Source organism: Aliihoeflea sp. 40Bstr573 (genome assembly GCF_024105655.1).
GTDB lineage: Bacteria > Pseudomonadota > Alphaproteobacteria > Rhizobiales > Rhizobiaceae > Aliihoeflea.
In genome coordinates this window covers 15,460-35,037 of sequence record NZ_JAAAMH010000015.1, presented here as the reverse complement: position 1 = coordinate 35,037, position 19,578 = coordinate 15,460, and the positions used below count along the sequence as shown (strand labels likewise).

Here is a 19,578-nt window from a genome sequence, read left to right as displayed (position 1 = left end):
TCCTCCCAAAGCCGACCACCCGCTGCATCAATCGATACCCGCCGCTGGAGCCTCATCGCCGTCGCCAGCGTCCGGCGTCACGTCGAGCACGGCTGCATGCATGGTGATCTCGGCCTTTCCCTCGATACAGTCCTGCATGCATGGCTCGCGGTTCGCGGCGTAGTGCGGCTCGGACAGCCGGTCGTCGTCGATGAAGTTGTCCTCGTTGGGCAGCCGCACATCGGCGAAGTTCTCATTGGAGAGTTCGAACGCCTCGTCATCGACGATGTCGTTCAGGTAGAGGATGTACGCCGTCAGTGCGTAGACTTCGTCGTCGGACAAGGACCTTGCATTGCCGAAGGGCATCGCGCGCTTGACGTAGTCGTAGACGGTCGACAGATACGGCCAGTAGGAGCCGACGGTCTTTTCGGGGCGGTCGTCTTCGAGCGTTCCCTGCCCACCCGCCAGCACCGGCCAGCGTCCGATCGCCTCGCCGAAATCACCGTGGCATGCGGCACACTGCTCGTCGTAGACGGTGATGCCTTCCTCGACGGTTCCGCGCCCGACCGGCAATCCCTGACCGTCCGGACGCACGTCGATATCCCACGCAGCGACTTCGTCGTTAGTCGCGACACGTCCGAGCGCGAAGTTCTTTCCAGCCCCGCCAGCCATGCCCTCGGTTGCGTGATCGTGCGCCTCTGTCGACGACTGTTCCACAGCAGGCTCGTCCGCGGTTTCCGTCGACTGGGCGAATGCAGCGGCCGTTCCAAGAACGATGCCGCCGGCGACGAGCAGATTACGAAATCTCGACATTTTCGATCACTCCGTCGCTGTCGACATGCCAGGTCTGGATGCCGTTGTTGTGATAGATCGAGTTCGGCCCGCGCGCCGTCCGAAGCTCATCCTTCGTCGGCTGCACGAAGCCCTTGTCGTCGATCGCCCGCGACTGCAGGAAGAGCTCCGAGCCGTCCCAGTCGAACTCGTAGTAAAAGCGATGCAATGCCATCGGCAGGCTCGGGCCGTCGATTCTCGCTTGGTGCCAGTTGCGCCCGCCGTCGGTCGTGACATCGACCCGCTTGATCGTGCCGTTGCCCGACCAGGCGAGGCCGGACAGGACCGTATGCCCGCGCCCATGCTTGATCGGAGCCTGCGGGCTGGGATTGGTGATGACGGACTTGACTTCCATCACCCAGGTGAACCTTCGCGCCTTCCCGTTCGAGAGAAGGTCGGTGTATTTCGAAGTCTCTTCGCGATGGTGCCAGGGCTGATCCCCGACCTCGAGGCGGCGGAGCCACTTGACCCACATGTTGCCTTCCCATCCCGGGACCACCAGCCGCAGCGGGTAACCCTGCTCGGGGCGCAGCGCCTCGCCGTTCATGGCAAAGGCCACCATGCAATCGTCCAGCGCCTTTTCCATGGGGATCGAGCGTGTCATGGCGGATGCATCCGCACCCTCTGCCAGCAGCCAGCTGCCGTTCGCCTTGACGCCTGCTTCTTCGAGAATCGTGCGCAAGCTGACACCGGTATACATCACGCAGTGGACCATGCCGTGCGTGTACTGGCAGCCGTTGAGCTGCGCGCCGCGCCATTCCATGCCGGAATTGGCAGCGCATTCGAGGAAGTAGACCTTGTTCTCGCGCGGGAACCGCTTCAGATCGTCCATGGTGAAGATCAGCGGCTGATCAACGAGGCCGTTGATCATCAGCCGATGGTCTGCAGGCGCGATTTCGGCGATGCCTGCGTGGTGACGTTCGAAGCAAAGTCCGTTCGGCGTGATGATTCCTTCGAGTTCATGAAGCGGCGTGAAGTTCACCGACGAGATGGGGTCGGACGTCAGCCAGGCGACGTTGCGCCGGACCACATGCTCCTCGAACTGCGAAGGCGTACCGTAGGGGCGCGCGTCGACCCCCTCGCCCAGATACCGGTTCCAGTCCTGGATATCGGTGACCAGCGGATCACTCTGGGCGCCGGCTCTGCCGACGAGAGCCGTGCTTGCGGCAATAGCCGCGCCGCCCGTCAGAGCGCCCTTCAGGAAACTGCGCCGCGATGCGCTCTTGGTGCTTGCGGGACCGTCCATCGGCTCCTCCCGAGTCATGTGATCCATTCTTACATATGAATTTTTATATGTAACGCCGAGCCCGTCAAGGGGCAGACGCGGCCGTTCACACCACGATCTTGACGGATTGCTCGTCCGGCACATTCACCGTGCCGAGGCGCGTCAGATAGCCTTCCATCAGATCGTAGATCGCCGGTCCTTCGACGCCCTCGTTGACCGAAGCCCATCCGCCGACGACATAGGTTGACGAGGCGTCCAGCGGCTCGCCGCTCGCCGTCAGGCGCATATCCGAAATGCGGTTGCCGATCGTTTCGTTGACGGCACAGGTGTAGGACATGCCGCCAACGCGAACCATGTCGCCACCCTGCTGGAAGAAGGGATCCTTGTTGAAGAGGTTGTCGCAGACGTCTTCGAGGATTTCCTTGAGCTGCGCCCCGGTCATCTCGTTTCGGTAGACCTGGGGATAGCTCATCGATGTTTCGGTGTAGAGATCATCCACGGTGATGTCGTCACCGGGCAAAAGCGTCGTGCCCCAGCGAAAACCTGGCGAAAGCGAGATCTGCGTGTCGCGCTCCTCGATGATGCCTTGGCAAATCAGGTCGTCCCACGTCCCGTTGAAGTTGCCGCGGCGGTAAAGCAGCGAGTCGGTACGAGCCAGGACTCGCTCCAATTCGGCCCGGTGCGGGTCGCGAAACTCCGCGATCTTGGCGGCCATCTCGGGGTCCGGCGCGACCACATCGGAAAAGACGGGAATGAGCGAAGAACTGTAGCCGGTCACCTTGCCGTTCGCGACTTCAAGGTCGATGCGGCCGAGAAACTTCCCGTGCGAGCCCGACGCCATGATGAGCGTGCCGTCGACCTCGAGCGCGACCGGAACGGCGTCATGCGTGTGTCCGGTCAGGATGACGTCGACGCCGTTCAGGATGCCGGCGAGCTTTCGATCGACGTCGAAGCCGTTGTGAGAAAGCAGTACGACGACCTCGGCACCCTGTTCACGCGCGGCGTCGATGTTCTGCTGCAGCACTTCGGGCCTGATGCCGAAGGACCATTCGGGAAACATCCAGCGGGGATTTGCGATCGGCGTATACGGCATCGCCTGACCGATAACGGCGACGCTTACGCCCCCCTTCTCGAAGAATGCCGTGTTCTCGAAGGCCGGCTCGTCCCATTCGCTGTCGAAAACGTTGGACGCGAGAAATGGATAGCCCATCGCCTCGACCATTTCGAGAAAGCGTTCGGAGCCGAACGTGAATTCCCAATGGCCCGTCATCGCGTCGGGCTTCAGGAGCTTCATGCACTCGATCATGTCCTGGCCGTTGGTCTTCAAGGACGTGTACGAGCCCTGCCACGTGTCGCCGCCATCGAGGAAGAGAACCTTGTCGTCACCTCGATCGGCGCGGATGGCCTTGACCAGCGTCGCGGTCCGATCAAGGCCGCCTAGTTTGCCGTAGGTGCGCGCCAGGTCCACGTAGTCGACGAACGTATGCGCATAGGCCAGCGGCGTACCGCGCCCGATGCCGAACTCCTTCAGGAACTCGTCGCCGACGAGGTGCGGCGGGATGCCGGCATAGGCGCCGACGCCGATGTTGGTGTCGGGCGGCCGGAAATACACCGGCGCGAGTTGCGCGTGAACGTCGGTGAAGTGCAGCAGCGTCACCTGCCCCTTGCTGTCGAAGCGCAAGAGGTCTTCCTGCGTCAGTCGCTGCTGCGCGAGCGCTCGGGTTGAATTGCCCAGATAGCCGGCCGTTGCGAGCGCCGCCGAAGCGCTGACCGAAAACTGGAGAAAATCACGGCGCGAGTAGGCCATCGAATGCTCCTCGGATTTCCACTAAAGGGACAATCCGTGCTGGCGATTTGCGGACGACGAAAGCCGGCACGCGCGACCACACGCATGCTTCGTCCCGATCGGCAAATCGTACGAAATTGGCCGGGGGCACACCCCCGGCGGCGAAGTTTACTGCCGGACCGCAGGCGTCTCGACGGACAGTCCGGTCCCGCGCCAAGTGACGTATGTCTCGAGCGCCATCAGTTCGTCAGAAAAGGCGGCCGGCATTTCCGCGCGCGTATCGCGGATACAGCCCCGGAAACGATTGTGAAGCGAGACCATGCCGCCCGTGTTGAAGCGATAGGTCGGGAAACCGTTGACCTGCCCCTGGCTGAGATGGTCGGCGCGGATGTACTTGCCCATCGAGGCTTCGTGACAGGAGGAACAGGAAAAATCGAGCTGGCCCGTTCGCGTGTAGTAGAGATCCTTTCCCTTCTCCCACCATTCCTGCATCTCGCCTTCAGACAGGTCGATCGCCACGGGTTTGCCGAGCGACTGATGCTTGAGGAACGCGGTCAACGACACTTGCGGCTCCGCGTCGAACGCATAGGGTTCCGCTCCCATGTTCTCGACGCGACACTTGTTGATCTGACCTTCGACATTGATGGGCTTGCCGCTGTCGGCGTCCCACCTGGGGAAGGTCGCGCCGACATTCGCCATCGTGACGGACGCGTCCTGATGGCACGAGGCGCAGGACTGGCCCGCGGTTCCCTCGACTGTTTCCCAGAGTTCCGCGCCGCGCTCGACGGCCAGCATTCCCGGGTTCTCAAAGGAATCTTCCTGCGTGGCGCGCGTCTCTGCCTCGCGGAACAACCAGCCCGACATGACCTCGTCGAAAGGATGACCTTCGGGGGCGGGAGCTCGCGTGATCATCTCGGCGCCGTCGATCTCCAGCGTATCGTCGACGGGGTCGGCCGACGCCGTGACGATGACGACGCCAGTGATTGCCAGACAAAGTGCGGTCCCTGCCGCAAGCGCGAGCTTTTCCAAGCGAACTCCTCCCTCTCGAACATGGCGCGCGGTCCATCGACCGCGCAATGTTGGTCAGCTCACTTCGATTTTCTGCTCGTCTTCGTAGACCGAACCGTCATCGTCGACCCAAGTGAATTTGAACGTGCCGCTCTCAGGCACCTTCGCGTTGAACTCGAAGTAGGGATTGGCCGAGATCGCGGGATCGAGATCGCATGAAAACACCTCTTGGTCGTTGAAGGTGCAGGAGAACTTGTTGATGATCTTGCGCGGGATGACGTTTCCGTCCTTGTCCTTGCGCTGTCCCGATTCCATCTCGTGGCTGATCAGGGTCTTGATCGCGATGACTTCGCCGGCCGAAGCCGTCTTCGGGACCTTGACGCGGGGCTTGGGTGCACTTGCCATTGTTGTATCCTCCGTGATTGCCGATCAGCCGCCGCAGCCGCCGATCGTGACCTTCACTTCCTTCTTGTCCATGTAGACGGTGCCGTCGGCCATCCTGGCCAGTGCGACGACATTTTGCGTCCGCGCCAGGCGCATGCGCGTCGTGGCAGCCGCAGCACCGCTCATGGCGGTGAAATTGAACGTGGCGACCTCGGGACGCGGATTGTCTTCGGCGAGTATCATCACCGACTGAACCAGATCATCGCCCTCCATGGCGCTGTCGACCTCGACGGTGATCGGCACGGTGTTGCCGTTCTCGGCAATTTCGGGGGCGGTCAAGGTGAGCTTGCCGCTCTGCAGCTCTTTGCCGCCGGCGAACTCGTCGATCATCTTCTGCGTCTCTTCCACCGAAGCAAAGGCCGATGTCGGCAAGAACTGGAGCACCGGCAACACAGCCGCTCCGCCGGCGAGCGCCAGCACACGGCGTCGGGTCATCATCATGTGAGCCTCCTTTCGCATCTCAATCTATTCCTTCAAAGTCGCCAGATAAGCGACGACGTCCTCGACCTGCTGCGCAGTCAAGATGGTCTTTCCGACCAGGTCCTTGCGCGGCGTGATGCCGTAGTCGAGCGAGTAAAACGCCGGCATCACGGTTTCCTCGGAGAATATCTGCTTGGCGTCCACGACGATGGCGCGCAGCTCGTCGGCGCTCCACCGGTCGGCGACCCCGTCAAGTGCCGGGCCGACATTGCCATGGAACTGCTCGGTCTCGAGCGCGGATACGGCGTGACAGGCAAGGCAGTTGCCAAGGCCGCGATTGGCGAAGGTCTTGGCTCCCTCGACGGCATCGCCGGACGTGCCGGTCAAGGGCTCGGCAACCGCGTAGTCGGCTATCTTGACGTCGGCCGGCGCGACCTCCTGCGCCGATGCCTGCACAGCAGCAAGCACGAACGCAGCCGCCATCACTGGCTTTGCCAATTCACTGAGCATTCGGGCTCCTCCCTGACCTCGGCCGACTGGCGACCGATCCTCCGATTCCAACGATAGCGGCGCGTTCCCTGCCGATCAATCGAAAAATATGCATTTTTGCATATGTTTCGATTGCGGGCATCATTCTTCGGCGTCGAGCCGGCCCTCGGAGCGCAGTTCCTGGATGATGCGTGCATGGTAGGTCTGGAAGTGTTCGTCGCTTTCGTAGCCCTTCTCCTTGACCCAGCGAAACATGTTGAGGAACGTCCACTTCCCGAATGCGCCGGGCATGGTCGCGACCGCTGCATCGCGCACGGTCGTGGCCTCCGTTGGAGCATTCTCGGGCAGGAAAACGACGGTTGGCGTGAAGACATAGCCCCATTTGCGCGCGGCGGTCTTCTCGGTGAGCGCTTCGCCATCGAGGTCAGTCACCTCTTCATCGCCGAACATGTTGTACTGGACGATCATGAAGTTCTCTTCGAGGTAATCGCGAACTTCAGGGTCGGACAGGATGTCTTCGTGCATCTTCGCGCAGTAGATGCATCCGCGCTGCTCGAACGTGATCGCGAGGCGCTTGCCCTCCGACCGCGCCTGTTCCATGTCCTCGGCAATGTCGCGGAATGTCATCGCAAACCATGACTGCTTGTGGAGGCCATCCTCTCCGACTTCCGCCGCGGCGGCAGGCGCGATGACTAAGGCGAATGCCGCAAAGGCCAGGCCGATCATGGACTTAATCATGCGAACCTCCTATCCGATGGTTTGAAAGATCGGGAACGTATCCAGAAGCCAGAACGAGATGACCGACATCTGGCCGGTCATGAAAAGGATGCCGGTCAAGACCAGCAATCCGCCCATCGCCTTCTCGACCGTTCCCATGTGTCGCTTGAACTTCGCTGCCCAGTTCAGGAAGCGGCTTGCAAACGCGGCCGCCAGGAGGAACGGGATGCCGATCCCCAGCGAATAGACCGCGAGCAGCAGCGCTCCGCGCGCCGCTGTGCCTTCACTGCCGGCGACAAACAGGATGGCGGCAAGGACGGGGCCGACGCAGGGCGTCCACCCGAAGGCAAACGCAAGCCCGATCAGAAACGCACCGACGAGTCCCGCCGGCTTTCGCGCGACCTGCACCCGAGCCTCGCGATACAGGAACGCGATGCGGAACACCCCCAGGAAATGAAGGCCCATTATCAGGATCAGCACACCTGCGATCATGGCGAGCGTGTCGAAATGCTGCGCGATCGTTCGGCCGACAACGCTGGCCGTTGCGCCCAGCGCCACGAAAACGGTCGAGAAGCCGAGGACGAATGCCAGTGCCGACATGACGATGCGTCGGCGCTGCGCGCTGCCGGGCTCCTCGTCGCGCAACTCGTCGAAACTCACGCCAGCAAGCCAGGCGAGATAGGGTGGCACCAGCGGCAAGACGCATGGCGAAACGAAAGACAGAAGACCGGCGACGAGCGCGCCGCCAAGGCTGATATCGAGCATGTGACTCCCTGGCCGTCGGAAACATCAGGTGCCTCCGCTCCTCTCGACCTGAAGCCAAGTATGCAATAAACAATATATATGGCAATCCATATCTTAACTGGAGTCCGTGATGCGCCTGATCTGGACCAGCGCGATGCTCGCCGCGGCAGTCTTCTTTCCTGGCCCCCTTCGTGCCGCGGAGCTCTTGATGCTGGAACAACCCGGCTGTGTCTGGTGCGCGCAGTTCAATGCCGAGATCGCGCCGGCCTGGCCAAAAACCGACGAAGGCAAACGCGCTCCGCTTCGCCGCGTCGACATTACCGAGCCTTGGCCGGAGGATCTGGCGGGTGTGCAGAAGGAGCGGTTCACGCCGACCTTCGTACTCGTTGAGGACGGCAAGGAAATAGCCCGCCTTCGTGGCTATGTCGGCGATGAGTTTTTCTGGTACCGTATCGGCGAGATGCTTGCGCTCTTGCCCGATGGCGACTGACGGCGGGAGCGTCTCGATGGCCGAAATTGCGTATTTGCGGAACGACCCCATGAGCCTGCCGAAGTTGAGTGCCGATCAGACGCCCGAGGAGTTCGAAAAACTTCTCGATCAGGCGCGCAAGGCGAGCGAACTCCTGAAGGCCCTGGCCCACGAGAACCGGCTGCTCATTCTTTGTCTTCTCGCGGAAGGAGAGAAGTCCGTTTCCGAATTGGAAGACATCATGAAGATGCCGCAGGCCGCCGTGTCGCAGCAGCTCGCGCGACTGCGCTTCGACCGCCTGGTCAACACACGACGCGATGGGCGGACGATCTACTATTCGATCGCCAGCAAGGAAGTATCGTCGGTCATCTCGACGCTCTACGACCTGTTTTGCGCGCCGGTGAGATCGCCGGGCTGACAGGAGGGGTCGCGCTTGGAGGGGCGCGGTCAAAACGAACGGCTGCTGACGATCTGGGAGGATTGCATGGAATTGGCATCATCGCCGTGGTTTCTCGTCCTGGCCGGCATCCTGGGAGGATGCGTCATGGGCTTTGCGGCCCGGCGCAATCATTTTTGCACCATGTCGGCATTCGAACGCCATTGGTATGCGGGTGACAGTTCGGGCCTGCGCACCTGGGCGCTTGCCGCCGCTGTCGCCCTTATCTCGACGCAGGCCCTTCAGGCAGCCGGTTATGTCGACGCATCTTCAAGCTTCTACGTTCGTTCGGATCTGGCGCTCGTCGGTGCAATCGGTGGAGGCCTCGCCTTCGGCGTCGGAATGGCGCTGGTGGGAACCTGCGGCTTCGGCGCACTGGTGCGACTGGGCGGCGGCAGTCTCAGGTCACTGATCGTCCTGATCGTCCTGGGCCTCGCAGCGCTCAGCACTCAAAAAGGGCTCATTGCGCAATTCCGCGTCGTCGCATCGGACAACAACGCCTACGACCTGTCTTCGGTCGGCGGCCAGTCGCTTGGTGCCATCGCCAGCACGCTCGCCGGGCGCGACCTTGACCTCATCGTCGCCGCGATCGTGGTCTTCGCCATGCTGTCCTGGATCATGGCCGACGCGCGGTATCGACGCAAAGCCGGGTCGATGATCACGGGGACCGTCATTGGTCTTGTCATCACCTTCGGCTGGTGGGCGACGACGATCGCCTCGCGCCATTCCTTCGATATCGTCCAGCTCGAATCCGGCTCGTTCGTCGTTCCCGTTGCAGACACGCTCCTCCAGGCGATCGCCTTCACGGGCGTCTATCCCGACTATGGCGTCGGGCTGGTCATTGGAGTTGCCATCGGCGCGGCCGTGTGCGCCTTGCTGAAACGCGACATACGGTGGGAAGCGTGCGACGATGCCCGCGAACTCAGTCGCCATCTGCTCGGCGGCGCATTGATGGGCATCGGCGGCGTGTTCGCCATGGGATGCACCATCGGTCAGGGCATCTCGGCCGTTTCGACCTTGGCGATATCGGCGCCCTTCGTTCTGCTGTCGATCGCGATCGGCGCGCGGCTCGGCTTGTCGTATCTCCTCGAGGGTTCGCCATTTTCGGCATTCCGGTCGCATGACGTCGAACCGGCCGAGTGACTACGCCGCGACGTATACGAAACCTGCCTGAGACTTCTCGATACGGCCGGCTCCGGGGTTAGGAAAGTGATAGCCGATCAGCCGAATGCGGTCGGTCGCCAATCGGTCCAGCAGTATTTTGCGGGTCTCGATGGCCTTTTGCGGGTCCTGGTCCATTCCCGCCAGCCAGTCCGGCTGTTCGACGGAAATGACGGAGTTGGACAGGGCATCGCCGAGGATCATGACCGGGTCTGGCCCGTGGACGATGAATGACAGATGGCCCGGCGTATGGCCGCTGGTGTCCATCGCCTCGATGCCTGGAAGGACTTCGGCGCCGGGCGCGATGAAGTTCACGCGATCGGCGATGAACTCGAACCGGTTCTGTGCTCCCACGACGAGGCTCTGCATGTTTTCCGGGACCTTCGTCAGCGTGTCCTCTGCCGACCAGTAGTCCCACTCCGCCTGGCCGATGTGGTAGTTGGCCTCGGGGAAAACGAGTTCGTCGAAGTCGTCCGTCAATCCCCACAGATGATCCGGATGGGCATGGGTAAAGACGACGTCGGTGACGTCGGCTGGGTCGATACCCTCGGCTTCCAGATTGGCGAGCAGTTCGCCAGCCGTCGGCATGAAGCTTGCGCCCGCGCCGACGTCGAAGATCGCCGTCCGATCGCCGGACCGCAGGACGGTCACGTTGCAGTCGGGCTGCAGCATGTCTGCCGGCAAGTCGTTGGCCGCCAGCAAGGAAGCAAGCTCGTCCTGCGGGGCATCCGGGAAGGAGAACGCGAGTGGCAATTGGAGCTTGCCGTCGCTGACGGTCATCAGCTTCCTATCGCCGACGGACAGTTCCTGCGCCCCCGCGCGCACGGCAAGCGCGGGAACCGTCAGCAACAATCCCGACGTGGCAAGGCCGTTGAGCACATTTCTGCGTGTCAGTCGCATGTCCATCCTCCCTACATATTTAATTTTTTGCATATTTGGATCGACCGCGCTAGCCTGTCGGTCATGAAACGATCGGAGGCCCGTGATGCGTATTCATCTTCCAGCATTTGCCGCTTTGCTCGCCGGCATCGCAGTGGCTCACGCGCAGGACGCTGCGAAAACCTACACCAGCGATCAGCCCTACGAGGACGTCGCGGCAAGCCTCGAGGACGCCATCGTCAACCGAGGGTATGTCGTCGATTATCATGGCCAGATCGGCGACATGCTGGCGCGAACAGCCGGTGACGTCGGGGCCGAGAAGCCGCTTTATTCGAATGCGGAGTTCCTCCAGTTCTGCTCGGCCGTCGTTTCGCGAAAGGCGATGGAAGCGGACCTGTCGAACATCGCGTTCTGTCCGTACGTGCTTTTCGTCTACGAGGCGGAGGAGAAGCCGGGCGAAGTCGTCGTGGGATACCGCTCCCTGCCGCCAGGCCCAGGCCGCGACGAAGTCAACACCCTGCTCGATGAAATCGCTCGGGAAGCCGCCGAGGGCTTTTGACCTGCCATCCGGGTTGACCACATATGCGATTATTGCAATGTTTCTATTCGAACGACACATATGCGCGTCGTGTCTGCAACCGGGAGGAATGGAATTGAAATCTGTCTATGCAATCGGTCTCGCCCTGGCCTTCGCCATGCCTGTGGCGGCCAATTCCGCGGAGCACGAGGTGAAGATGCTCAACAAAGGCGCCGACGGGACCATGATGGTCTTCGAACCGCTCATCGTCATGGCCGAGCCGGGCGACACGATCAAGTTCACACCCACCGACAAGAGCCACAACTCGGCAACCATCAAGGACGGCGTGCCGGAAGGTGCCGAAGAGTGGAAGGGCAAGGTCAACGAAGAGATCACGGTGACGGTCAACGCCGAAGGCGTCTACATGTATCAATGCACGCCGCATTTCGGCATGGGCATGATTGGCGCGGTGGTCGTCGGCCAACCGACCAATCTCGATGACGTTAAGAAGCTCCGCTTTCCGGGCAAGGCCAAGCAGGTCGCTGAAAAGATCTTCGCCGAGATCGAGGCTGGAAGCTGATCCTTCGCGGCATGTCGATCCAGAAGGCGGCATTCGTGCCGCCTTTTTATTCCGTCACTGATTTAGCCCTTCACTTGTGCCAGCGGCATTGCATCCCTCGCCATCTCACATGCACGCTCAGCCTCTGCCGCGTAAGTTTACGTGCTGTCTGAGAGATGTTGGCCGCTTTACGCTCGATCTACAGCTAATTGGGCGCGCAGGCGACCCGTCGTGTCAGGAGGCATTAGGCTCGCACGGAATGCTCCGAGACGACTGAATGCTGACCCGCACGTCCAGCACTTCAAGTCTTTTCGTCAAAGGTCGTCCAACTTCTGAAGCAAAGCCTCACGCGATACCTCTCCTAGTTGAATGTCGACCAAACGCCCATCCTCGCCCACAAACAGCGTCGCAGGCAGTCCCGGTGCACTATAGTGCCGGCCCAGCTCGCCGAGACCGTCGATAAGAACGTTCGGTAAAAGCAGGTTTTCCTGCGAGAGATAGCGGCGGATGCGGGACGCATCTTCTCCCTGGTTGGCAAACACAAACGTAACGTCGCTAGACGATGCGGCGACGTTGGCCATCATTGGCATCTCGCGACGGCAGGGCGGACACCATGTCGCCCAGAGGTTGATCACCATGGGCCTTCCGGCAAGTTCGGGAAGCGAGACGGCTTCTCCAGCGAGGGTCTGTAGCGGATTGCCGGGGAGCGGCACCGGATCGACGCCTGACGTCAGGAGCGAAGCGGCATTCCAGACGAAGAGGCCGACGGCTACGCCGGCAATGCCTGCGATCCGTCCGTGCGTGTGCCTGACTTGAACCAGCAGAAGGATGAGCGCGGCGAGAACGCCGGCGGGCCAGAAGAACCCGCCCTGCCAGACGGCAACCGCACGCCAAGGGTATTCCGCGAACGTGCTCCAGTTTAAAGCGACATGAGCGATCCGCGCTGCGATGATGCCGACGACCAGACCTGTCGTTGACCATCGGGCGAAGCCTGGGTCGACCCTGCGCGCTGCGACCGACGTGACAACGATGAAGGCGAGTATGCCAGCGAGCGCGACGAGCCGGTCGACTGACAGCATGAACGGTCCGACTGTAACGGCATTCATCGCTTGAGTGCCGCTGCGGACTCGACGATGTCGGATGGCTTCACGCTTCCTATCAGGCGCGTCCCTTGCCGTTCCCGCCGGGCGGGATCGAAGAACAGCATGGTCGGCGGACCGGCGACATTAAGTTCGTCCAGCACAGCCTGCGCGGCCACGTCGAATTCGCTGACATCGAATTTCACCAAATGGATGCCGTCCAGCGCTGCCCTGACCCCGTCTGCAGGGAAGACATTGCGCTCGATGGTTCGGCAGATCACGCACCAGTCGGCTGTGACGTAGAGCATCAGCGGCTGCGCCCTCTCGCCGGCTATTTGGAAAGCATGAAGAAGGCCTTCTCGGGATGCCGTCGTCGTGAAGGCGAGGTCCGACTGATCAGGCGGCGTGGAGCGAAGCGCGATCCTCGCCAGGGCCTGCATGGGCTTGCCGTTGCCATCGAGCGCTCCGAGAGTCAGCACGCCGGCAACGAGCATCAGCCCCATGCCAACCGCCCTTGCCCGTCGTGACGAGATCCGCGACATGAGATCAACCGCTGCCACGATCACAAGCAGCGCATAAAGTGACACGTCCATCGCCAGAGGCATCAAGGGCGTCGCAACCCAGATCGCCATAGCAACGAAGCCGAAGCCGAACAGGCGTTTGATCTCCTCCATCCACCGTCCGGCGCGCGGCAGCAGACCAGCACCGAAAGTGGCCATGGCGATGAGGGGCAGGCCCTTGCCGAAGCCCAGTGCGAACAGCGCCAGCGCGCCGAGCCTCCAGTCGCCGCCCTGTGCGATGTAGACCAGCGCTCCGGCCAGCGGCGCGGTTACGCATGGCCCGACGATCAGCGCCGAGGTGAACCCCAATGCCCCCGCCGATCCCAGAGAGCCGCCGCTGCTCCGCCCCGCGAAGCGGGATGTAAACGCACTCGGCAGCTGAAGCTCGAAGGCACCGAACATGGAGCTGGCGAGGACGAGGAACAGCACGGTGACTGCCACTGTGGTCAGCGGCGACTGCAGGGCGAATTGGATGTTTTGGCCGCTCCAGCCGACGACGGCACCGACGATCGCGAAGGCCAGCGCCAGACCGAAGACGTAGGTGATAGACAAAACAAAGCCGCGGCGGGCACTTGTCCGTTCGCCTTGGCGGCCGAGCATGCCGATGACGATCGGATAGATCGGGAAGACGCAAGGAGTGAAGGCCAGCAACAGACCGAAGCCAAGAAAGCTGAGCGTGACCCAGAAGACACTGCTGCTTTCAAGGATTGAGGATGCTTCCCCGCCGTCGTCCGCGATTGCGATGCCTGCTGCAGCCAACGAATCGTCGGCAGTCGCCGGCGCGCCGAAGCCGCTGACGGCGTTTGTGACCTCGAGCGTGTCCGGCGCGATCATACGCGCCTCTGGCCGATAGCAGATGCCGCCGTCCTGGCAGCCCTGATAGTCCACACGAAGAGGTTCGCCGCTCTTTGGTGTGACAGTTGCCACGGCTTCGTCGAAGATGACCTCTACAGTGCCGAAGCCGGGATCTTCCTTGGTGACGCCCTTCGAGATCGTGACCGGTAGTGCGTCCGCGCCTTGAATGATCCGGACATTGTCGCGGTAGAGATAGTAGCCGGACGCAATCGTCCATCGGAGCATCAACGTTTCCCCGTCTCTCGCCACTGAAAGCGCGAAGGCCTCGTCGACATCGAGCGGCGCAGCCGGCTGCGCAAGGGCAGCGCTCACTGAGAGGATCAGGGCAATCAGAGCCGAGAGGATGAACCGCATCTTGATCAAGCCTTCTTTCGTTGCGAAGGAGTGCCGTCTCGGCGGGGCAACTTAAGGCAGCCTTAAGCAGACGCGTCGAGACGGTCCCTGCAATCGGAAGGAGCCGCCGCAAGCGATGCGCATTCTCATCGTCGAGGACGATCCCATCCTGCTGGACGGCCTGACGGTCGGACTGAAGCTCGCCGGCTTCAGTCCTGATGCGGTTTCGACTTGTGCTGATGCCGATGCAGCCCTGCGCGCGAGCGACTACGAGGCGGTCGTCCTCGACATCATGCTGCCCGACGGGTCCGGCATCGACCTGCTGGCACAACGACGACGCGAGCGCGACACAACGCCGATCCTGCTGCTCACTGCGCGGGACCGGGTCGGCGAGCGAATTGCCGGGCTCGACGCGGGTGCCGACGATTACCTCGGCAAGCCCTTCGATCTCGACGAACTGGCCGCCCGCCTGCGCGCGATCCAGCGGCGTAGCTCTGGCCGGGCGTGTGCGACCTTGTCCTGGCAGGATGTCGTTCTCGATCCCGCAATGCTGTCAGTCACGCGCGACGACAAGCCCGTCTCTCTCACACGACGTGAGTTCACCATTTTGCGCCTGCTCTTGGAACGCCCCGGCGCAGTCATTGCTAGGACAACGCTGGAGGAGACGATCTACGGCTGGCAGGAAGGGGTGGAGAGCAATGCGGTCGAGGTCCACATCCACAATCTCAGGGCAAAGCTCGGCGCGGGCGTCATCCAGACCGTGCGCGGCATCGGCTATCGTGTGGGCGCAGAGCAGCCATGAAGTCGATGCGCACCAGACTGCTGCTGATCCTTCTGCTCACGACCGGGGCCGTTTGGCTGTCCGCGGCGGCGTGGATTTACTGGAGCACCCAGGCGCGTGTCGAGCAGGTGTTGGATGCCCGGCTGCGCGAAGCCGCGCGCATGGTGGATTCCCTGATCACCGATCATCGGATCGAAATCGCAACGGCAGCGGGCGCGATTGAAGGGCTCGAAGTCGAGACGATGACCGACGAGCCCTACAGCCATCAGCTCTCCTGCCAGATATGGTCCTTGGCTGGAACGCTTGTTGGCCGATCTGAAGCCGCACCCCGTGAACGCCTGGCATCAAATGATGATGGCTTTTCGCAGACGACAATCAAAGGCGAGACCTGGCGCGTCTACACGGTCCTGAACTCCGACCGTGGTGTTCAGGTTATGGTCGGCGACAACCTGCAGGTTCGCCAGTCGCTGGTGAATGATGTCATGACCGGCACACTGCTGCCCATGACGGTTGTCCTGCCGATCGCAGGCCTCCTGACCTGGCTGTCGGTTCAGCGCGGCATGCGTCCGCTCGACCGCATGGCAGGTCTCCTGGGCCAGCGACACGCCGCCGATCTGCGGCCGGTTGATCTACCCGATGCGCCTGGTGAGCTGCGGCCTGCCCTGGATGCTATCAATGGTCTATTCGGCCGCGTCGCGGGTGCTCGGGAGCGGGAGAAGAGTTTCACGGCCTTCGCCGCCCACGAGCTGAAGACGCCGCTCGCCGGCCTGAAGACACAGGCGCAGATCGCGCTGGCATCGGATGATCCGGAGATCCGCCGACACGCCCTCGAACAGATTGCAGGAGGGGTCGACCGCTCGTCGCGGCTGGTCCGACAACTGCTTGATCTGGCGGCCGTCGACGCGAATGAGGAGCGGGAGACGATTTCGCCCGCCGATCCCGGGGCAATCGTCCGCGATAGCGTACAGTCGGTGGAAAGCCTTGCTGCGCGCCGTGGCGTGACCATCGATTTGGAGGGCGCTCATGCCCGGACCGTTTCCTGCGACCGGGCACTCGCGACGACGGCACTTCGAAACATCGTCGAGAACGCTGTTCTTCACTCGCCGGCCGGCGGGAGGGTGCGGATCGTCATTGCGTCATCCAGTCAGGAATCCCGCTTCGAGGTCATCGATGCGGGACCCGGTATGAGTGACGATGATCTGGCGCACGCCCGCGAGCGCTTCTGGCGCGGTGCAAGTCGCGACGGGGTCGGTTCTGGCCTTGGCCTTGCGATTGTGGATACGATCATGAGGCGCGTCGGCGGACACTTAACGCTGGCGAACGAAAAGCGTGGCGGCTTCCGCGCCACCCTCCACTTTCAGAAGGGCTAAGCCGCTCAGCCGTCCTTTCCGCGCGCCCGCGCATCCTTGATCACCTGTTCGAAGCCGGCCGTGTCGAGCGCCGATGCGACGAGGTACGGCCCGACGAGGTAAGCCGGTGTTCCCCGCAGACCGAGCGCCTCGGCAATCGCCAGGTTACGGTCGAGATGTGCATTGATTTCTTTTGAATGCGCCGCGCGGTCGGCGTCTAGCCGCGTCATGTCGATGTCGGTTGCTTCGAGCACGCTCCGCATCGCAGCCGGGTCGGCGCGCCCCTCCTGTGCCATCAGCGCGGCGTGCGCAGTCTCATACTTTCCCTGCCGATGCGCCGCCAGAGCGAGCACAGCGCCGTCTCGCGATGCATCCGTCAGGATGGGCCACTCCTTGTAGACGAGCCGAATATCTCCATCGGCCCGCACGACGTCACCCAGCGGCTTACTGGCTTGGCGGCAGAAGGGGCAATTGTAGTCGAAAAAGGTGACGATGTTGAGCGAGCCCTTCGGGTTGCCGCCCAAAGGCGAAGCCGGATCGTTCAGCACCATTTCTAGATCGAGATCCTGCGCGAACGCTCGGTCGCGAAGGGTGCCGAGGCCCAGGAGAAGTCCCGCAGCACCCATGCCGAGAAGGAACTGGCGGCGGGATGCCGGGCGGTCGAGAAGTGGTGCTGTCCATGCGTGGTTGCGTCGTTGGTCCATGATTGTCCTGCCTGTTGTCGATGTGCCGCAGCCTGACGATGGCCCTTAAGGCAGGCTTAAGCTGACGCAGGCCTCACGGCTTCGAAAATCAAGAAACATCGAGGCCAGCATGAGATTCCGTGTCGACTGTTCACCTTTGCTGAAGCGAGTTGGCGTTCCAAGGCGCACATTCCTCGTCGGCGCGGGCGCGCTTTTCCTGGGCGGCTGCACAACGGCGCTGCCGACAGCACCCGAGTCTGCACTCGTTGCCGCGCCACCACCGCCGCCGCCTCCCACGCCCTTGATGTATGCCGCCATGCTGAACGAGGAGTTTCCCATTCCGGCAGTCGACACGACGAAGCTCGATCCGCGGTTCTGGCGTCAGGAAATTAATTATCCGACAGACGAACCCGCGGGCACGCTCATCGTGGATACCCCCGGCAAGTATCTCTACCATGTGCTGCCAGGCGGACGCGCGGCACGCTACGGTATCGGCGTTGGCCGCGACGGATTTGCCTGGGCTGGCCGGGCGATAGTTGCCTACAAGCGCAAATGGCCGCGCTGGACGCCGCCCGACACCATGGTTGCCCGCCAGCCGGAGCTCGAACCCTATTCAATCGCGAATGGTGGCATGGGACCTGGTCTCGATAACCCGCTCGGCGCGCGAGCGCTCTACATTCACGAAGGCGGACGCGACACGCTCTATCGGCTCCACGGAACACCCGAAGCATCCTCAATCGGCAATGCCGTCTCGTCGGGATGTATTCGACTGGTCAATCAAGATGTCGCCCACCTCTACGACACGGTGCGCGACGGAAGTCCCTTGGTAGTGATCCCTGACCCGACAATGTCGCACCTGCTGGTCTAAGGCGGTACCAAAATTCTGGTGACGGTCCCGTTTTGCGACCGGTTGCATAATTGGGACGCGACTCGTATGTGGCGGACGAGCTGCTCGCATGGCGCGCCGGCGCTACGCGGGCACCTTAAGTCAAGGATCCGAAGTGAACTGCAGCTGTCAGCGATGGGCAGCAAAACCCGGATGCGATTCCCCACCCCACAGTGCCAGCATCGCTCCAGATGCGAGCATGGAGCCTGCGACGAACCAGAACGCCGCATCGAGCGTGCCTGCAAGGCTTGCCGCAAGGCCAAATCCCAGCGCGCCGACCGCATACCCCAGATCGCGCCAGAAGCGGTAGATCCCGATCGCCGAGCCCCGCCATGTCGGTTCGGCGATATCGGCGACGGCGGCCGACAGGTTCGGATAGAGCATCGCCATGCCGAACCCGGTGAGGGCAGCAGAAGCGGTCCACCCCGCAAACCCTTCGAGCAACACCATAAGAGATGTTCCGAAGGCGCAGACCCACATGCCTCCGACATTGAGGAGATGCCGGCCGATCCGGTCGGAGAGCGGCCCCGTCAGGAGTTGGGCAAGACCCCAGACGACGCCATAGGTGCCCGCGATCCATCCGATCTGCGGCAGCGGGATGCCCTTTGCAAAAAGGTGGACGGGCAGAACAACCCAAACAAGCGCATCGACGAATTTTTCTACCAGGCCCGCTTGCGACAACGCCGCCATGCGGCGGTCCCGCCAGGACATCAGTGCGAACACTTCCCAGGTGCCAGGCAGCGGCTCGTCCTGTCCCGGACTCCGACTCCGATCAGCGGACGGACGGATGAACTGCAGCGTCTCACGGACACCAAACACGGTCAGTAAAGTGCCGGCGGCGATGACAGCAATGCCAAAGACCAGAAGGCCGGTGCGCATTCCAAGGCCTTGGGTCAGATAAGCGGTGACGATACCTGCGGCGGCCACACCTGCATAGCCGGCGAATTCGTTGAGACCAAGAGTAAGGCCGCGCTGGTCAGGCCGAGTAAAGTCGAGCTTTGCTGTCTGGCTCATCGACCAGCAAAGACCTTGATTGACGCCGAGAAGAACGGTCGCGGCGACAATCCAGGACCAGTTCGGCGCGAAATAGATGAGAAAGGGAACTGGAAACGCGGCGACCCAACCGGCGAGCAGCACGGGCTTGCGACCGACCCGCTCCGACAGGCGGCCAGCGACAAAGTTCAAAACGCCTTTCACGAGGCCAAAGGCAACCACGAACGACGACAAAAGCAGGATCGAACCGCGCGCGACGTCAAACTCGCTCTCGGCCAACGCCGGAACCACGGTTCGAACCATGCCGAGCGTCAGGCCCACAAGCAGCACCTGCAAGAGCTGATGCGCAAATTGGTTGCGATTTGCGACGATCCCGATTTGCGGTTCGATCATGC

Annotated in this window: 22 protein-coding genes; 8 read left to right on the top strand and 14 right to left on the bottom strand. The window is 62.2% G+C overall.

Annotated elements, in window-relative coordinates; translation table 11 throughout:
- Positions 1–27: 27 nt before the first annotated feature.
- The 9 genes from GTK01_RS16160 to GTK01_RS16120 all read right to left on the bottom strand — a co-directional run bounded on the left by GTK01_RS16160 (position 28) and on the right by GTK01_RS16120 (position 7,664).
- Positions 28–792, bottom strand: coding sequence for a c-type cytochrome (locus GTK01_RS16160; protein ID WP_252927871.1), 765 nt, complete (start codon positions 790–792; stop codon positions 28–30).
- On the bottom strand, positions 776–2,056 hold the full coding sequence (gene soxC, locus GTK01_RS16155; RefSeq protein WP_252927868.1) for a sulfite dehydrogenase: 1,281 nt from the start codon (positions 2,054–2,056) through the stop codon (positions 776–778). The genes GTK01_RS16160 and soxC overlap by 17 nt, the downstream gene beginning before the upstream one ends.
- An 85-nt stretch (positions 2,057–2,141) precedes the next feature.
- Positions 2,142–3,842, bottom strand: a complete 1,701-nt coding sequence (soxB, locus tag GTK01_RS16150; protein WP_252927866.1) for a thiosulfohydrolase SoxB — start codon at positions 3,840–3,842, stop codon at positions 2,142–2,144.
- A gap of 147 nt (positions 3,843–3,989) precedes the next feature.
- A complete protein-coding gene (soxA, locus tag GTK01_RS16145) occupies positions 3,990–4,805 on the bottom strand; it encodes a sulfur oxidation c-type cytochrome SoxA (protein ID WP_371924374.1) in 816 nt (271 codons plus the stop codon).
- Between the two features lie 99 nt (positions 4,806–4,904).
- On the bottom strand, positions 4,905–5,234 hold the full coding sequence (soxZ, locus tag GTK01_RS16140) for a thiosulfate oxidation carrier complex protein SoxZ (protein ID WP_252927864.1): 330 nt from the start codon (positions 5,232–5,234) through the stop codon (positions 4,905–4,907).
- Positions 5,235–5,258: 24 nt separating this feature from the next.
- Positions 5,259–5,714, bottom strand: coding sequence for a thiosulfate oxidation carrier protein SoxY (gene soxY, locus GTK01_RS16135; protein WP_252927862.1), 456 nt, complete (start codon positions 5,712–5,714; stop codon positions 5,259–5,261).
- A gap of 24 nt (positions 5,715–5,738) precedes the next feature.
- The gene (gene soxX, locus GTK01_RS16130) at positions 5,739–6,203 is read right to left on the bottom strand and encodes a sulfur oxidation c-type cytochrome SoxX (RefSeq protein WP_252927860.1); all 465 of its coding nucleotides are present in this window, start codon (positions 6,201–6,203) and stop codon (positions 5,739–5,741) included.
- A gap of 120 nt (positions 6,204–6,323) precedes the next feature.
- Complete coding sequence (locus GTK01_RS16125) at positions 6,324–6,920, bottom strand: thioredoxin family protein (protein ID WP_252927858.1); 597 nt, start codon at positions 6,918–6,920, stop codon at positions 6,324–6,326.
- 9 nt (positions 6,921–6,929) lie between these two features.
- The gene (locus GTK01_RS16120) at positions 6,930–7,664 is read right to left on the bottom strand and encodes a cytochrome c biogenesis CcdA family protein (protein ID WP_252927856.1); all 735 of its coding nucleotides are present in this window, start codon (positions 7,662–7,664) and stop codon (positions 6,930–6,932) included.
- Between the two features lie 109 nt (positions 7,665–7,773).
- Between GTK01_RS16120 and GTK01_RS16115 the strand changes: the two genes are divergently transcribed.
- The 3 genes from GTK01_RS16115 to GTK01_RS16105 all read left to right on the top strand — a co-directional run bounded on the left by GTK01_RS16115 (position 7,774) and on the right by GTK01_RS16105 (position 9,691).
- A complete protein-coding gene (locus GTK01_RS16115; protein WP_252927854.1) occupies positions 7,774–8,133 on the top strand; it encodes a transcriptional regulator in 360 nt (119 codons plus the stop codon).
- A gap of 49 nt (positions 8,134–8,182) precedes the next feature.
- Positions 8,183–8,530, top strand: coding sequence for a helix-turn-helix transcriptional regulator (locus tag GTK01_RS16110; protein ID WP_252927852.1), 348 nt, complete (start codon positions 8,183–8,185; stop codon positions 8,528–8,530).
- A 66-nt stretch (positions 8,531–8,596) separates the two neighbouring features.
- Positions 8,597–9,691, top strand: coding sequence for a YeeE/YedE family protein (locus tag GTK01_RS16105; RefSeq protein WP_252927851.1), 1,095 nt, complete (start codon positions 8,597–8,599; stop codon positions 9,689–9,691).
- On the opposite strand, the gene GTK01_RS16100 is transcribed toward GTK01_RS16105, so the two are convergent.
- Entirely contained in the window at positions 9,692–10,609 is a 918-nt protein-coding gene (locus GTK01_RS16100; protein WP_252927850.1) for an MBL fold metallo-hydrolase, read from the bottom strand.
- A gap of 85 nt (positions 10,610–10,694) precedes the next feature.
- Between GTK01_RS16100 and GTK01_RS16095 the strand changes: the two genes are divergently transcribed.
- Both GTK01_RS16095 and GTK01_RS16090 read left to right on the top strand, forming a co-directional pair.
- Positions 10,695–11,147 (top strand): DUF302 domain-containing protein, encoded by a 453-nt coding sequence (locus GTK01_RS16095; protein WP_252927849.1) that lies wholly within the window; start codon positions 10,695–10,697, stop codon positions 11,145–11,147.
- Between the two features lie 88 nt (positions 11,148–11,235).
- Positions 11,236–11,685 (top strand): pseudoazurin, encoded by a 450-nt coding sequence (locus tag GTK01_RS16090; RefSeq protein ID WP_252927846.1) that lies wholly within the window; start codon positions 11,236–11,238, stop codon positions 11,683–11,685.
- A gap of 293 nt (positions 11,686–11,978) precedes the next feature.
- Here GTK01_RS16090 and GTK01_RS16085 read toward each other — a convergent pair whose 3' ends face one another.
- Together GTK01_RS16085 and dsbD are read right to left on the bottom strand one after the other, a co-directional pair.
- Positions 11,979–12,743 (bottom strand): TlpA disulfide reductase family protein, encoded by a 765-nt coding sequence (locus tag GTK01_RS16085; RefSeq protein ID WP_252927844.1) that lies wholly within the window; start codon positions 12,741–12,743, stop codon positions 11,979–11,981.
- 23 nt (positions 12,744–12,766) lie between these two features.
- On the bottom strand, positions 12,767–14,512 hold the full coding sequence (gene dsbD / locus GTK01_RS16080; protein WP_252927977.1) for a protein-disulfide reductase DsbD: 1,746 nt from the start codon (positions 14,510–14,512) through the stop codon (positions 12,767–12,769).
- A gap of 115 nt (positions 14,513–14,627) precedes the next feature.
- On the opposite strand from dsbD, the gene GTK01_RS16075 reads away from it, so the two are divergent.
- Together GTK01_RS16075 and GTK01_RS16070 are read left to right on the top strand one after the other, a co-directional pair.
- Entirely contained in the window at positions 14,628–15,293 is a 666-nt protein-coding gene (locus GTK01_RS16075) for a response regulator (RefSeq protein WP_252927842.1), read from the top strand.
- Positions 15,290–16,642, top strand: coding sequence for a sensor histidine kinase (locus tag GTK01_RS16070; RefSeq protein ID WP_252927840.1), 1,353 nt, complete (start codon positions 15,290–15,292; stop codon positions 16,640–16,642). The genes GTK01_RS16075 and GTK01_RS16070 overlap by 4 nt, the downstream gene beginning before the upstream one ends.
- 5 nt (positions 16,643–16,647) lie before the next feature.
- On the opposite strand, the gene GTK01_RS16065 is transcribed toward GTK01_RS16070, so the two are convergent.
- On the bottom strand, positions 16,648–17,325 hold the full coding sequence (locus GTK01_RS16065) for a DsbA family protein (protein ID WP_252927838.1): 678 nt from the start codon (positions 17,323–17,325) through the stop codon (positions 16,648–16,650).
- A gap of 109 nt (positions 17,326–17,434) precedes the next feature.
- Here GTK01_RS16065 and GTK01_RS16060 point away from each other — a divergent pair, with 109 nt between their 5' ends.
- Positions 17,435–18,172 carry a L,D-transpeptidase gene (locus tag GTK01_RS16060; RefSeq protein ID WP_252927836.1) on the top strand — a complete coding sequence of 246 codons (738 nt, stop codon included), beginning with the start codon at positions 17,435–17,437 and terminating at the stop codon, positions 18,170–18,172.
- A gap of 147 nt (positions 18,173–18,319) precedes the next feature.
- On the opposite strand, the gene GTK01_RS16055 is transcribed toward GTK01_RS16060, so the two are convergent.
- Positions 18,320–19,576: an MFS transporter gene (locus GTK01_RS16055; RefSeq protein WP_252927834.1), complete on the bottom strand. Its 1,257-nt coding sequence runs from the start codon at positions 19,574–19,576 to the stop codon at positions 18,320–18,322.
- Between the last annotated feature and the right edge of the window lie 2 nt (positions 19,577–19,578).

Excerpts from the sequence above, each read along its gene's own strand:
- GTK01_RS16160 (WP_252927871.1), bottom strand. The coding sequence starts at position 792 with ATGTCGAGATTTCGTAATCTGCTCGTCGCCGGCGGCATCGTTCTTGGA.
- soxC (WP_252927868.1), bottom strand. The coding sequence starts at position 2,056 with ATGGACGGTCCCGCAAGCACCAAGAGCGCATCGCGGCGCAGTTTCCTG.
- soxB (WP_252927866.1), bottom strand. The coding sequence starts at position 3,842 with ATGGCCTACTCGCGCCGTGATTTTCTCCAGTTTTCGGTCAGCGCTTCG.
- soxZ (WP_252927864.1), bottom strand. The coding sequence starts at position 5,234 with ATGGCAAGTGCACCCAAGCCCCGCGTCAAGGTCCCGAAGACGGCTTCG.
- soxY (WP_252927862.1), bottom strand. The coding sequence starts at position 5,714 with ATGATGATGACCCGACGCCGTGTGCTGGCGCTCGCCGGCGGAGCGGCT.
- soxX (WP_252927860.1), bottom strand. The coding sequence starts at position 6,203 with ATGCTCAGTGAATTGGCAAAGCCAGTGATGGCGGCTGCGTTCGTGCTT.
- GTK01_RS16125 (WP_252927858.1), bottom strand. The coding sequence starts at position 6,920 with ATGATTAAGTCCATGATCGGCCTGGCCTTTGCGGCATTCGCCTTAGTC.
- GTK01_RS16120 (WP_252927856.1), bottom strand. The coding sequence starts at position 7,664 with ATGCTCGATATCAGCCTTGGCGGCGCGCTCGTCGCCGGTCTTCTGTCT.
- GTK01_RS16115 (WP_252927854.1), top strand. The coding sequence starts at position 7,774 with ATGCGCCTGATCTGGACCAGCGCGATGCTCGCCGCGGCAGTCTTCTTT.
- GTK01_RS16110 (WP_252927852.1), top strand. The coding sequence starts at position 8,183 with ATGAGCCTGCCGAAGTTGAGTGCCGATCAGACGCCCGAGGAGTTCGAA.
- GTK01_RS16105 (WP_252927851.1), top strand. The coding sequence starts at position 8,597 with ATGGAATTGGCATCATCGCCGTGGTTTCTCGTCCTGGCCGGCATCCTG.
- GTK01_RS16100 (WP_252927850.1), bottom strand. The coding sequence starts at position 10,609 with ATGCGACTGACACGCAGAAATGTGCTCAACGGCCTTGCCACGTCGGGA.
- GTK01_RS16095 (WP_252927849.1), top strand. The coding sequence starts at position 10,695 with ATGCGTATTCATCTTCCAGCATTTGCCGCTTTGCTCGCCGGCATCGCA.
- GTK01_RS16090 (WP_252927846.1), top strand. The coding sequence starts at position 11,236 with ATGGAATTGAAATCTGTCTATGCAATCGGTCTCGCCCTGGCCTTCGCC.
- GTK01_RS16085 (WP_252927844.1), bottom strand. The coding sequence starts at position 12,743 with ATGCTGTCAGTCGACCGGCTCGTCGCGCTCGCTGGCATACTCGCCTTC.
- dsbD (WP_252927977.1), bottom strand. The coding sequence starts at position 14,512 with ATGCGGTTCATCCTCTCGGCTCTGATTGCCCTGATCCTCTCAGTGAGC.
- GTK01_RS16075 (WP_252927842.1), top strand. The coding sequence starts at position 14,628 with ATGCGCATTCTCATCGTCGAGGACGATCCCATCCTGCTGGACGGCCTG.
- GTK01_RS16070 (WP_252927840.1), top strand. The coding sequence starts at position 15,290 with ATGAAGTCGATGCGCACCAGACTGCTGCTGATCCTTCTGCTCACGACC.
- GTK01_RS16065 (WP_252927838.1), bottom strand. The coding sequence starts at position 17,325 with ATGGACCAACGACGCAACCACGCATGGACAGCACCACTTCTCGACCGC.
- GTK01_RS16060 (WP_252927836.1), top strand. The coding sequence starts at position 17,435 with ATGAGATTCCGTGTCGACTGTTCACCTTTGCTGAAGCGAGTTGGCGTT.
- GTK01_RS16055 (WP_252927834.1), bottom strand. The coding sequence starts at position 19,576 with ATGATCGAACCGCAAATCGGGATCGTCGCAAATCGCAACCAATTTGCG.